9 protein-coding genes are annotated in these 14151 nt (G+C 64.3%); 7 read left to right on the top strand and 2 right to left on the bottom strand.

Annotated features, from left to right (window positions below):
* Positions 1–27: 27 nt before the first annotated feature.
* The 5 genes from AC1TQG_RS01725 to AC1TQG_RS01705 all read left to right on the top strand — a co-directional run bounded on the left by AC1TQG_RS01725 (position 28) and on the right by AC1TQG_RS01705 (position 7836).
* Positions 28–1593: a sensor histidine kinase gene (locus AC1TQG_RS01725; protein WP_482135227.1), complete on the top strand. Its 1566-nt coding sequence runs from the start codon at positions 28–30 to the stop codon at positions 1591–1593.
* A complete protein-coding gene (locus tag AC1TQG_RS01720; RefSeq protein WP_482135226.1) occupies positions 1590–2282 on the top strand; it encodes a response regulator in 693 nt (230 codons plus the stop codon). The genes AC1TQG_RS01725 and AC1TQG_RS01720 overlap by 4 nt, the downstream gene beginning before the upstream one ends.
* A 215-nt stretch (positions 2283–2497) precedes the next feature.
* Positions 2498–3709, top strand: a complete 1212-nt coding sequence (locus tag AC1TQG_RS01715; RefSeq protein ID WP_482135225.1) for an HNH endonuclease — start codon at positions 2498–2500, stop codon at positions 3707–3709.
* A 339-nt stretch (positions 3710–4048) separates the two neighbouring features.
* Complete coding sequence (locus tag AC1TQG_RS01710; protein ID WP_482137226.1) at positions 4049–6118, top strand: heavy metal translocating P-type ATPase; 2070 nt, start codon at positions 4049–4051, stop codon at positions 6116–6118.
* Between the two features lie 77 nt (positions 6119–6195).
* Positions 6196–7836, top strand: a complete 1641-nt coding sequence (locus AC1TQG_RS01705; RefSeq protein WP_482135224.1) for a hypothetical protein — start codon at positions 6196–6198, stop codon at positions 7834–7836.
* A 302-nt stretch (positions 7837–8138) separates the two neighbouring features.
* Here the strand turns inward: AC1TQG_RS01705 and AC1TQG_RS01700 are convergent, their stop codons facing one another.
* Both AC1TQG_RS01700 and AC1TQG_RS01695 read right to left on the bottom strand, forming a co-directional pair.
* Entirely contained in the window at positions 8139–8429 is a 291-nt protein-coding gene (locus AC1TQG_RS01700; protein WP_482135223.1) for a hypothetical protein, read from the bottom strand.
* A gap of 142 nt (positions 8430–8571) precedes the next feature.
* Complete coding sequence (locus AC1TQG_RS01695) at positions 8572–9951, bottom strand: NAD(P)-binding protein (protein ID WP_482135222.1); 1380 nt, start codon at positions 9949–9951, stop codon at positions 8572–8574.
* Positions 9952–10308: 357 nt separating this feature from the next.
* Here AC1TQG_RS01695 and AC1TQG_RS01690 point away from each other — a divergent pair, with 357 nt between their 5' ends.
* A complete protein-coding gene (locus AC1TQG_RS01690; RefSeq protein ID WP_482135221.1) occupies positions 10309–12735 on the top strand; it encodes a glycoside hydrolase family 31 protein in 2427 nt (808 codons plus the stop codon).
* A 164-nt stretch (positions 12736–12899) separates the two neighbouring features.
* On the top strand, positions 12900–14147 hold the full coding sequence (locus AC1TQG_RS01685) for an amidohydrolase (protein ID WP_482135220.1): 1248 nt from the start codon (positions 12900–12902) through the stop codon (positions 14145–14147).
* Positions 14148–14151 lie beyond the last annotated feature (4 nt).

The following is a 14151-nucleotide window of genomic DNA, read 5'->3' as shown; positions in this document are numbered from 1 at the left end:
GTTCATTTCGTTCAGGCGGAGAGGTCGATGACGAGGTTGGTGCCACGCTCTCTGGCAGGTCAGGCCATCGTGTTGCAACTCGTGGTGGTCGCGGTGATCGTGCTCGCGGGGAGTGCGCTGGCTTTCCTCGACGCCCGCCGTGACAGCGACTCGGCAGCGCGCCAACAGGTCCTCGGTATCGCCAGTACCCTGGCCCAGTCGAACTCGACGGCAGCGGCCATCGCATCCGGTACCGCGCCGCAGATCCTCCAACCGGTGACCGGGCGCATTCGCGAGGACACCGGGATCGGATTCATCACGATCATGGCGCCCGATCGGACCCGCTTCACCCACACCAACCCGGCCCTCATCGGCCAGGACTACCTGGGCACCATCGGACCGGCACTGGAAGGCCAAACCTTCACCGAGGTCTACACCGGGACTCTCGGGCCCTCCGTCAGGGCGGTGGCCCCGGTCCGTTCGTCGTCGGGGGAAATCATCGGCCTGGTGTCGGCGGGTATCACCCAGCAGACCCTCGGGCAGCGCTGGCGGGACGAGCTTCCGCAGATCATCCTGGTCGCGCTCGCCGCATTGGGGGTGTCACTGATCGGGATCTGGGCGATCGGGCGACGGTTGCTCCGGCAGACCCACGGACTCGGACCGACCGAGCTCCAAGTGATGTACGAGCACCACGACGCGATCCTGCACTCGGTCTCGGAGGGACTGATCGTGCGCGACCGCCGCGGTGTCGCGTTGGCGAATGACGAGGCCCGGCGCTTGTTGTCGCTGCCGTCGGGCGAGATCGACAATGAGTTTCTGCCGCTCTTCTTGCGATCCTACTCTCCCGGTGCGCGCGACGAGGTCCACGTGACCGGCGACCGGGTGCTCGTGGTGAACCGTTCTCACGTACGCGGTGAGCGGTCTCCCGACACCGAGGTCGTGACCATCCGGGACCGCACCGAATTGCAGGGCGCGCTGGGTGAACTCGACTCGATGAAGGTGTTTGCCGAATCGCTACGCTCCCAGGCCCACGAATCCGCGAACCGGTTGCACACCATCGTGACGCTCGTCGAGATGGGCCGCGCCGATGAGGCCGTGAAGTTCGCGACCACCGAGCTGGAACTGTCCCAACGTCTGGTCGACCGTCTGTCGGAAGCCGTCGGCGAACCTGCGCTCGCGGCGCTGTTGCTCGGCAAGAGCGCACAGGCCGACGAGCGGGGTATCGGATTCACCATCACCGATGACACCGAATTGTCTTCGGACGCAGAGGAAGTGCCGCTGTCAGGGCCAGAGCTGGTCACCATCGTCGGCAATTTGATCGACAACGCTTTCGACGCCTGCGATCGGGACGATCCGTGGGTGGAGGTCACGGTCCGTCTGGGCGGGGACGACCTGCTGATCCAGGTCGCCGACAGCGGCCCCGGCATGGACCCCGCGGAGTTCTCAAAGGCGATGCAGCGCGGCTATTCGACGAAGGGCGGGAGTGAGCACGGGCGGCGTGGACTGGGTCTCGCACTGGTCGCCCAGGTCGTCGATCGGCACCGCGGAACGCTCACCGCGGAGATGACATACGGTTCGGTTGTGACGGTGCGCATCGGTAAGGCGGCGCGATGATCAACGTGCTCATCGTCGAAGACGAACCATTGATCGCCGAGGCTCACAGCACCTATCTGGGGAGAATCCCCGGATTCACCGCGGCTGCGCAGGCCCATACGGCCCGGGATGCAATGCAAGCCGCCGTCGCGGCATCGGCCAGTGGAGCCCCGATCGACCTGGTGCTCCTCGACATCGGCTTGCCCGACGCCACCGGCATCGACCTCGCCTCTGCATTGTCCGGCCTACGCCCCGCGCCGGACATCATCGCGATCACGTCGGAACGCGACCTGCAGATCGTGCGCGCCGCAGTCGCCAACGGGGCGCTGGCCTATCTGCTGAAGCCGTTCACCTTCGCGGCTTTTCGCGATCGGCTCGAGCGCTATCAGCGCTACCGCGCGGCCCTCCCGGCCGGTACCGACGCCGCCAGTCAAGCAGAGGTGGACCGCGCCTTCGCCGAATTGCGCACCGGCGCAGACCGATCCGCCGCACCGAAGGGTGCTGCGCCGGGAACCGCAGACGAGGTGGCAAAGGTTGTCCGCGACACCGTCGGCGGCATCACTGCCGCCGATGCGGCCAAGATCGTGGGGGTGTCGCGGGTGACGGCATGGCGTTACCTCGAACGGCTCGCCGAAGAAGGAACGTTGGTGCGCCACACCGACTACGGCCACGCCGGGCGGCCGAAGATCCGGTATCAGTGGCGTCGTTGATCCGGTGATCTGAACTGGCGGTAGTTCGAGTTGCTTCGGCAAACTATCTAAATATGTTGGTGGTCAACAGGTTTCGCTAAAGACTCCCTTGCGAACATGCGTTCGAGCCGGTACGGTGGAGTCGTCGACCACAAGCATCACGTATCTGACGCCTTCCCCGCAGAGACACCCTGGTCGACGACCCCGGTTTCGCTCTCCTTGGAAGGTGCTGTGCCATGCGACTTCTCGAGATGGTCGACGACCTTGTCGACCTAGAGATTCCCGATGACGCGAACGATGCGCTGGGGGTGGTGAAGGATCTGATCACTCTGCGCAACGTGGCCGAGCATCAGCTTGCGGTGTGTGCGGCGGTGATCGACGAGTTGGGGATGGCCCGTAAGGCCGGTTCGACTACATCAAAGTTGTTGCAGGCCAACGGTGCAGCGCCGGTGTCGGCGTATCGGTGGTTACGTATCGGTCCGGGTCTGGCCGGTTTGGATCGTACTGCCGGGTATTCGAAGGATGGGTTTCTCTCGTCTGAGCACGTCGATGCGGTGGTCAAAGGTGTCGGGCATGTTGTCGGGCGGTCCGAAGAAGTTGTCACGGCCGAACAGCGGATCGGGTTCGAGCGGAAACTGTTGAGCCACGCTGTCTCCGGAGCGCCACCATCAGAGATCAATGCCGCCGCCCGCGCGCTGGGTAACGAGATTGCCAAAGACACCGGTGGGCCGCCGCCGGCCGAAGACCGGTCACTGAACAGCCTTGAATACAAAGTTCGTGAGGGTCGCTGTGTCGGGACGTTCGATGTGGATGCGGTGATCGGTGAAAAGTTGTTCTCCGCGTTGGACTTCTGGTCCAGAGCACGTCCCGAACCGGATGGTTCCGATGATCCGCGTTCTCCGACGCAGCGCCGGGCTGACGCCCTGCATCAACTGTTGGATTGCGGTGGGGGTGGGCAAACACTGGTGTCGGCGCCGCGAACCGAAGTGATGGTCACCGTGCCCGCCGATCATCCCGAGGCTGCCACGTTGCCGTGGATGGGCCCGGTCACCGAGGCGACTGCCGCGATGTTGGCCTGCGATTCATCAATCAGCTCGATCACCCTCGACGGGCAGGACGTACCGATCGATATGAGTCCACCGAACCGGTTGTTCAAGGGGTTGGTCCGTAAAGCGATCATCATCCGCGACACCTGCTGTGTGAAATGCGGGGGACATGCGAGTTGGTCTGACTGCCACCACATCGTCCACTTCGTTGACGGTGGTCTCACCACGCTCGAGAACGGGTGCTTGCTATGCCGCACCTGCCACATGGCGGTCCACAACACCGATTGGGACGTGATCATGGGATCGGATGGGCACCCGTGGTTGATACCACCGGCCGACGTCGATCCGCAGCGAAAACCGTTACCGGCCTACAACCGCCGAACCCTGACCCTCGCGGCCTGATCCTCGCCGCCTGATCCAACCAACTCTTTACTCCTGCACACCCGAGATCTTTCGGGACCGTGCATGCATCCTTGACAACTCCATAGTGTGAAAAACACGGTGCTGCCGTCCAGGCAGCTGGGCGGCAGCACCGGTTGCAACACCGGCGGTACGGCGCCGGATTCGGTCCAAATTACCCGGAACGCGTGACCGAATGCCCTCCACAAAGACTCCTGTCAGGGGTAGACCTGGCTGATGGACCCAGCACATCGGGACGGCGGGGGTGATCCAGGCGCCGAGGCGGCCGCCGGCCCGGCTGTCGATCACGCCGACCATCCTGACCACGACCACGGTGCCGGCATGCACCCGGCCGGGCACGCCGACCACGGCGGTCCAGGTGGTCACGCTCATCACGTTGCGCAGTTCCGTCGGCTGTTCTGGATCATGTTGATCCTCGCCGTCCCGGTGGTCCTGTGCTCTCCGATGTTCGCCTCGCTGCTCGACTACGAACTGCCCGACTCGGAGGCGCTCGAATGGGTGTCGCCGGTGTTGGGCACGGTGATGTACGTATGGGGCGGGCGCCCGTTTCTCACCGGTGCGGTCAGTGAGGTGCGAGCGCGTGCCCCGGGCATGATGCTGCTTATCGCCCTGGCCATCACGGTCGCATTCATCTCGTCATGGGCTGCGAGCATCGGGCTTGTTCATCACCAGCTCGATTTCTGGTGGGAACTGGCGCTGTTGATCGTGATCATGCTGCTCGGCCACTGGATCGAGATGCGTTCCCTGGCGCAGACCACCTCGGCCCTCGATTCGCTCGCCGCGCTACTTCCCGATGAGGCCGAGAGAGTTGACGGTGACACGACCGTCGTCGTGGCGCCGTCCGACCTACTCGTGGGCGATGTGGTCCTGGTGCGGCCCGGGGCCTCCGTGCCCGCTGACGGAACGGTTGTCGACGGTACGGCCGAGATGGATGAATCGATGGTCACCGGCGAATCGCGCACCGTTGCGCGTGGCGTGGGGGACACGGTGGTCGCAGGCACGGTGGCCACAGATTCTGGTCTGCGGGTGGAAGTTACGGCCATCGGTCAGGACACCGCGTTGGCCGGGATCCAGCGGCTGGTCTCCGAGGCGCAGAACTCATCTTCGCGTGCGCAGCGCCTCGCCGACAAGGCTGCGGGGTGGCTGTTCTGGTACGCACTCGGCGCTGCGGTGATCACCGCAGTGATCTGGACGGTCCTGGACAAGACCGACGACGGGGTTGTCCGCACCATCACGGTGCTGGTCATCGCCTGCCCGCACGCGCTGGGTCTGGCGATCCCATTGGTGGTCGCGATCGCGACCGAGCGTGCCGCCCGTGGCGGTGTGTTGGTGAAAGACCGCCTCGCGCTGGAGAGTATGCGGTCCGTCGACATGGTGCTCTTCGACAAGACCGGGACCCTGACCAAAGGTGAGCCCACAGTGACCAGCCTCCACTCGGTCGGCGCGAACTCCGACAACGACGTGCTCACCCTCGCGGCGGCCGCCGAGGCAGGCAGTGAACATCCACTCGGCAAGGCGATCGTGCGCGCGGCAAATGAGCGCAGCTTGCCCATCCCGCCGGCGAAGGACTTCACTTCCGCCCCAGCAGTTGGTGTTTCGGCGACCGTAGACGGGCGTCGGATCCATGTGGGAGGCCCCCGTCTGCTGGAGAACCACGGGCGCACCGAAGTCGAGGTGGCGGACGCATGGCGGGCGGACGGATCGATCATCCTGCACGTCCTGGCCGACGACGATCTGATCGGGGCAGTCCGCCTCGCCGACGAGATCCGCTCAGAATCCCGGCAGGCAGTCGATGCGCTCCACGACATCGGCGTGAACGTGGTCATGATCACCGGAGATGCCGAGCCCGTCGCACGGTCGGTGGCCCAGGCACTCGGTATCGATCGGTACTTCGCCGGTGTCCGGCCGGAGGACAAGGCGTCCATAGTGCAGGAATTGCAGCACGAGGGACACGTCACGGCCATGGTCGGTGATGGGGTCAACGATGCACCCGCACTGGCGCAGGCCGATGTCGGGATCGCGATCGGTGCAGGCACGGACGTCGCGATCGGCTCTGCGGGAGTGATCCTGGCGAGCGACGACCCGCGGTCGGTCATCTCGGTGATCCGGTTGTCCAAGGCCACCTATCGCAAGATGGAACAGAACCTTTGGTGGGCAGCGGGATACAACCTCATCTCGGTTCCGCTGGCTGCCGGTGTCCTGGCGCCGATCGGATTCGTCCTGCCGATGTCGGTCGGCGCCATCCTGATGTCGGTGTCGACCGTTGTGGTGGCTCTGAACGCTCAGCTCTTGCGTCGTCTGGATCTGCGCCCGGAGGTGAGTGTCGGTGACGAATTGCGTGGTCACATGTACGAGTCGCCGTTGGACAGGACTGTCCGATCCGGCACCTGATAGCGACCAGTGACCGTCTTGCGGTTTCGGCACGTAGAACGGACAACGAGCATGTGACCCCGTGGCATAGTGCTCGCATGCCACGTTCTCTGGTCCGCCGCATCAGCCTTCGATTCGCCGGGACCCTTGTCGCGCTCCTGACAGTCGTCGGCACGGGCACCGCCATCGCATCGCCCTCTGCCATCGCCGGACCGGCGGGGTGTGTTCCGTTCGGGACCGCACAACTGCCGCCGGGGGCGCCGTCCACCGGTGATCGCACCGGGTTGAACACCTTCGCCACGTACCGCGGTGCAAATGCCCCTACTCGTGTCGATCTGCGTACCGAGCGCACGCAGTTCAACCACTACTGGGAGTTCGCGCTTGTCGACGGGGACTTGCTAACCCGACCGCGGGATGCGGGTGCCCCTTGGCGGATCGTTCGGATGCCGTCGTGTCTGAACGGCGCGATCACCGCCATCTCACTCGATGACGACGAGCTCGTCGGCATTGATCGCGACGGCTGGATCTACACCATGGACAACGTCACCCAGTCACCGTTGCTGTGGAACTGGACGTCGGGTTGGGGCGCGTTGCTGTGGCTGGGACCGGGTCGTACGCTGCCGGACACGCGTGTCGGCGGGTGGGCGCTGAGTGTCACGTCGCCGACTGCTAACCGCGAGTACGCCGACATCGCCGGCCGCGTGCATCCCAGCGGCCAGGCCAAGATGACGATGATCCCGTCGCTCACCGGCGACGGTAGCCGCATCACCTACGCCGATCCGTGGCTACCCAACGACAACAGCTATGAGATCGGTAGCCCGCTGGGTGGACGCTTCCAATCGGTGTCGTTGTCGGCGGCGGCGTCCACCACCTTCGTGATGAACCGCTACGGCGACATGTACACGCGGACCTTCGATTTCGATTCCTCGGGGTCGGACTCGGTGTTCTTCCGCTACAGCTGGGAGCCGCAGACCGGTAAGCCGAGTGCGACGGACCTCAACCAGGAGACCTGGGATCGTTCGACGGCGGCGGTGCAATTGCCCGCGCCGGATTGGACTCACCAACCGAAGATTCCGGGTGAGATCACCTCCAGCATCACCGCGATCTCCACCGGGCCAGGCGTCGAAAAGCGTGAGTTGCGAGTCGAGGGCCGCGACAACGGCCGTACCGGCTTCTGGCGTAAAGATATTCAGGCCTCGTCATGGACGTTCGAGCCCACCGATTCGCCTCTGCAGGGCAGCGCACTCGAGAACTCTGCAGCCGATCGTTCCGCCGATACATTGGCCCCGCCCAAGCCGTGGAACCTGTCGGCGTCGCTGCCGTCGCGTGACGCCGCGGTCGATGGTCAGACACTCATCGACATCGGCCTGCCCTACAGCGTGGTCGACCCGCGGTTGCTCGACGAGGTGGGATTGCACGCCGGACCATCCGGGTACCGGTTGGAGGTCGCGAACTTCGACCCCGCGGTGACCACGCGCGACGCCGTTGTCGTCACCGGGACCGGTACCCGGATACCGGTGCAGTTGCACACTGCGGACGGCATGCGGATGACGCCGGGACACGTGGGCCTGACTTCGACGCCGCGCCATCTCATCGGTGCGATCGAGATCCCGCACGCGGCATACACGCAGCGGGCCGACGACCCCGAGCTGGCACAGTTCGTGAGCACGTGGATGCGCGGAAAGTCGATCGCGCCGATCACCCTGAGTGCCACAACCTCTGATCTGGTGATTCGCTGACGATCCCTGTTCCTTGGGGGCGCACGCGTTGGGCGCAGCCGCTCACGCGGCGAAGGCTGTTTCACTCGCGAACCCATCACAATGGCCGCAACGTGTGCGACTCGGAACACCAAGGACTTCGCTCACACTGGGGTCGAGCTGGTGAACCCATGGATTGCCTGACCACTCCACTGCGACGACGCAGGGGAAATATTTCCTAACCGCCGTGACGCGGTTGAATTCCGTTGTGCGCCATAGCCGGGTCTGTCTTCGCCTTGCCACGCACTCATCGCTCCACCGGATCCAAGCAAGAAACTTCGCCACTAGGCGCCGAACTTGTGGCCCATCACGCGCTCATATTCACGTTCCCAGATCTGGACGCGGCGTCCGCAATAGATGCACCAACCGGCCATCGCCAGCAGCACACCTAGGAAGCACAACATCACCACGATATTGGTTGTGGAGTTATTGGCTGCGTAGACGTATGCCAATGCTCCGATCAGCATGACGAAGAGCACGATGAACACGGTCAAGCCGTAGAGCCCGCGAGAGCTGTAGATCACCCGCCCGGTGCGGCGGAAAGGAAATGGGGGTGGAGTGGGTGGGTTGTGCATCGTGCTCAAGCGTATGTCGCCGCACCAGACCCGAGTTCCGCGGCTCGGATGGAGCCGTCAGAATCTGAGATCGAGAAACTGTCGCTGCCGTAGTCAAGATACTGAGGCTCAGGATTTCGAGGAGAACCGGCGGAAGAGCCCCTCACACCAGGGCGGGCAGCCGGCGTGTGGCATCGGCGACGTGGGTCACGAATCGCTCTACCCCCGACCGCACATGCGCGTCACCCATCCGCTCGACGAGCCCGCGCATCAGATTGAGGCGACTGCCGTCGATCCAGTGCTGGATGTCTGATTCGGTCTGCCAGATGCGGGCGCCGGCCCAGGTGCGGGTGAGCATGTTCGCCATGTCGGCCGGGGTGCTCGGGAACGGATTCGGACGGGCCAGCCGGTTCTTCTCGGCATCGTCGTCGCGGTGCGCCTCGATGAATCCGAGCAGCGCTGCGTTGAACGTGGGGGAGTTGTGGCGCACCTGCTGCAGCCGGATCGTGTCGCCGTCGAAGATCGGCGCCGCAGGCGAGGGCGCGAGGCCACGTGCGGAACAGTCGACGACGAGCGTGTCCGGCTCGGTCGGGATCTCGCCATCATCGAGCCGGATGTGGCTCGGGCCCACGGCGCGCACGTGCCCGAGCCGAACCACGTCCTCGATGCCTCTCAGCTCATCCAGCTCCCGCCGACTCAGCATCGTGCCCCGGTACATGGTCGGCTCCACGTCGGGATCGAGTCGCATCAGCCGGCCGACGTCCTCGAGCAGGCGGCACAGGTCGATGAGGTCGTGCGCCTGGGCGCCCGCCTCGGCCTCATCGGCCAAGCCGTGCATGAGTGCACCGACCTGATCGAGCGGCTGCAGCCCGGCCCGGTCGTTGAACCACATGTCGCGCGGCCTGATCCAGCGGATCCGGTCGGCAGCGATGCCGTGATCGAGCAGCCAGAGGCCGGCATCCGCCGCCGTCTTGCCGCCGCCGATGACTGTGAACCGGCGATGGTCATCAGCCCGCTCCGGCAGCAGCCCGATCGGAACGAATCGAGCATCCGGCTCGACGCTGAACGACGGCGTGTGCGTCGCAGGCACGGAGGCCTCTTGATAGCGCGCGTCGACGACCCGTCGGCGCACCGTGACAGCGGTGACGGCTCCGGTCGCCGTGTCGCGGAGGTGTGCCACATCGTCGTCGCTGCCCACGAAGTCGTGTCGTCCTAAGAACGCCACCCGTCCGGACGGCGCGAGCCCTTCAGAGAGGACCCGCGCGAAGTAGTCCTGGATCTCGGGGCCGGACGCCTGCTCGTAGAATCCGCTGTTGCGGCCGGACTCGATGATCCGGTCTTTTCCGAGTGGCCTGGAACCGACACCGTAATACGCCGACGGCGAATGCAGCTGTACGAACGGGTAGGTGTCGCGCCAGTGCCCGCCCACCTCGGTGCGTCGGTCGACGAGCAGCATCTCGGCATCCGATTCGTTCAGCAGGGAATCGGTGAACGCGAGCCCGCTGGCGCCCGCCCCCACGACCAGATAATCGGTGGTATTCACAGGACCTCCTGCTCGGATTCTCCCACTGCCGGGTTACGGAGATAAGGAAAATTTAGGCACAGGCGGATGGGTTCCGGCGTGGTCGTCAGTTGGCGTGCGCGATCCTGGGCGAACTTCTCGCCGCCACTTGCTGACGGCGAGCGAGATTACCGACGCCGCGACCAATGTGAACATGGTTGTTGCCAGGACGATTTCGAAGACTTCGACGCTCATGATTGACAGTGTGCAGTCGGTAGGATGCCGACACCATTGGCGGAAATGACAACCTTCGAAAAGATTCAGCCATGGGCCTGTGGCTGCTGATTCGATTCTGTTGAAGCCGAGAATCGCCGCAGGTCCGCAGGTAGCCTCCGCCGTGTGGAAGACACTGGTGCACCGGGTGTGCACGCGGGCATCAGTCGGCGACAGGCGATTGCGGGAATCGGTCTCACAGCGGCGGCGGGGGCTCTGTCGCTGTCGGGTGGCACGGCTGCTGCCGACCCGATTGATCTGGTGGACGACGGTCAAGGTCTGGTCACCGTGGGCAATGTCCGTCTGACCGTCATCACGCCAGGTCTGGTCCGGTACGAATACTCGCCGAACAGGCAGTTCGAGGACCGTCCGACGATGCTGGGCCATCACCGCGACGCGCGGACGCCGGAGTATCGGGTACGGCAGTCGGGAGATACCGTCCGATTCGAGACCGACGTGATGACGATGAGGTGTCCGGTGTCGCGGTTCGAAGCCGATGCGCCACAGGTCGATTTGGTGCATTCGGGTGAGACAGTCACTCCCACATGGCTTTCTGAACAGTATGTGCCGGAAGTGACCGGCATCGTCTTTCTCGCCAATCTCGAAGTCTGGACCGCGTCGATCCCGCCGCTGCCGCCGGACAACCTCGGCGGCTGGCTGCGCTGCCTCGACTCGGTTCGTGGTGAGACGTCGCTGCAACCCGGACTGCTCTCGCGCGCCGGATGGTTCTTCATCGACGACACCCGATCCGTCCTCGTTCCTGACGACGGGGACGATTATGTCCCTCGCCGCAGCGTCGCGGGATACCGCGACGGATACATCTTCGCCTACGGCGCCGACTACAAACAGGTACTCGCGGACTACCGAACCCTTTCCGGGGCAACACCTCTGCTGCCGCGACAGGCCTTCGGGAATTGGTTCTCGCGGTATGCGCCCTACGACGAGCACTACTACCGAACCGAACTGGTGCCGAAGTACAAGTCGGTGGGAGCATCGCTGGACGTGCTGATCATCGACACGGACTTCAAAGAACCCAACTCGTGGAACGGGTGGGGCTGGAATCGCAGACTGTTCGCCGACCCGCAGCGGTTCCTGGCCTGGGCGCACCAGGAGAAGATGGCGGTCGGGTTGAACATCCATCCCAGTATCGCCGGCAACGACAGTCGTTTCGGTGACGCCTCGAGTCGGGCGGGCGGCACATTGCAGCCGGCACTGACCCCCGCGTCCCGGTTCTTCTCCGCGCTGGAGCTCGACGTTGCCGGTGCATTGGGTCCCTCGTATGTCTGGGACCTTGGCAAGCGCGGCCATATTGATTCCTTTATGCGGCTGCATGATTCGTTCGAGGCCGACGGTGTCGACTTCTGGTGGCTGGACTGGATCATCGACGAGTCGTGTGTCGGAGCGGGTCCAGCAGAAATCGCTGACGATGTATGGATCGCGCGGGCGTATGGCCGCCGACCGAAAGCGTCGACAAACCGATGGCTACTCCTGGCCCGCAACGGTGCATCATACTGGGACATGGTGGGTACCCGGCCGGGACCATGGGGCGGGCACCGGCACACAATCCATTTCACCGGCGACACCTATTCGACGTGGGAGACCCTCGCATTTGAAGTGGTCTTCACCCACGCCGAGGGCAACGTCGGTATGGGTTACGTGTCGCACGATATCGGCGGTTTCAAAGGCGACACCGATCCCGAGAGATACGTTCGCTGGATGCAATTCGGCGCATTCTCGCCGATCATGCGAATCCATTCCCAGAACATCGGCACCCCACGCCTGCCGTGGGAGTTCGCGCAGCCCTTCAACGATGCCGCTGCGGAGACATTGCGGATACGGTCGGCATTCGTACCGTATCTCTACACCGCGGCGCGGGTGATGCACGACACCGGATTGCCGATGGCCCGTGGCATGTACCTCGACTGGCCAAAACACCAGCAGGCGTATGAGTTCCGTCATCAGTACATGCTCGGTGATGACCTTCTCGTGGCCCCGGTGGTGCGGCCGCGCAGCGTCGGCGGCGGGGTGAAACGCATCTGGTTCCCGGAGGGTGACTGGGTCAACATCTTCGATGGTTCAGTGATCGAAGGTCCCGCGGTCCGAGATGTTGCCGTCACGCTGTTCGACATCCCGGTGTACGCGCGGGCCGGGGCCACGGTCCCGACACTGGCCAATGCCGCGGCTCCGGCGGCCGACAGTGCGGAACCGTTGTCGCTGAGGGTGTTCGCCGGTGCCAACGCTTCATCGCGGCTGTATCAAGACGACGGCCACTCGAACGAGCATCTCGTGGAAGGGTACTCCTGGACAATGTTCAGCTGGGACGATACCACCCGTGAACTCACCGTCGAGACGTCGTCGCCGGGATCCGGCACTCGGACACCCAGGCCGACGATCCGCCGAATCGAACTGATCGGCGTCGACGCGGCGCCGACGGGTGTGCGGGTCAACGGAGTTGCGGTCGCGAACGGGCGGTGGCGCCACTTGCCAGAGAGACGGACCGCCATTGCCGAGGTGGGCATTCCGGACACTGCCGATCTCAGATCTGTGCTGTAAACGCTTTCTCTTCACAGCGAAGCCGCAGCCGGTTTCTCAAATCTTGCTTTCCGAAGTGTGGTTCGGTCGTAGGGTTGTTTCACGGGGTCTGTGTGGTAGCAACGCCGCTGCCGACGGCGCCCGGGTGTGAACCCGTAGTCGGGCAAACAGGGAAGGACCATCCCATGGCCATCCACGACGACATCGCGATCGATCCGGCGCTACAGGACCTGTACAAGGATATCCATAGCCACCCAGAACTCGGTTTCCAGGAGCAGCGTACCTCCGGGATCGTGTCGGATCGGCTCAGCGCCCTGGGCTTTGAGGTCACCACCGGGATCGGCGGGACCGGGGTCGTCGGGGTGCTGAAGAACGGGTCGGGCCCGGTGGCATTGCTCCGAGCCGACATGGACGCTCTTCCGGTGAAAGAGGATACCGGGCTCGACTACGCGAGCACTGTCACCGCGACCGACGAGCACGGCAAAACCGTTCCGGTTGCGCATGCCTGCGGGCATGATCTGCACACCACGTGCCTGCTGGGCGCGGCGCAGGTCTTGTCGACCGGAACCGACACGTGGCGAGGCACATTGGTACTCGTCTTCCAGCCGGCCGAAGAATTGGGTGCCGGCGCGCAGGCCATGGTCGACGACGGGTTGTTCGACAAGATCCCGAAACCGGATGTCGTTCTCGGCCAGCATGTCGCCCCGCTGCCTGCAGGGAAGATAGCCGGTCATGCCGGGGCCTCATACGCCGGATCGGATTCGCTTCGAGTCCATCTCGTCGGCAAAGGCGCGCATGGGTCGATGCCGGAGGCCTCCGTCGATCCGGTGGTCCTGGCCGCCGCAACGGTGCTTCGGCTGCAGACGATCATCTCCAGGGAGATCCCGAGCACCGCGACCGCAGTCCTGACGGTCGGCTCCATTCACGCCGGTGACGCTGCGAACGTCATCCCCGGCGACGCCGAATTGCAGCTGAACATCCGGTCCTACGCCGAACCGGTGCGACAACGCGTGCTCGACAGTGTCGACCGGATCGTCAAAGGTGAGGCTGCGGCTGCCGGGGCACCGAAGGAACCGACGATCACGGAGATCGAACGATTCCCCGTTGTCACCAACGATGCGGCTGCATTGGGTAAGACCCTGGACGTGTTCGCCGACTGGCTGGGAGCGAGCAACATTCTCGATCCCGGAGCCGGTGCGGGCAGCGAGGATGTGGGGATCTTAGCCACGAGTTCAGGTGCGCCGCTGTCCTATTGGCTACTCGGCGGGTCCGATCCGTCGTTGTTCACGACGGGCGACATGACGGATCCCGCGCTGCTCAAAGTGCCGTCCAACCATTCGCCGCACTATGCTCCCGTCATCGATCCCACCTTGTCGATCGGGGTCAAGGCGCTGGTTGTGGCCGCTCGTACCTGGTTGCCGGCCGCGGCGTAGGCGG

The organism is Williamsia sp. Y844 (genome assembly GCF_056786475.1).
This window is presented reverse-complemented; position numbering and strand designations above follow the sequence as displayed.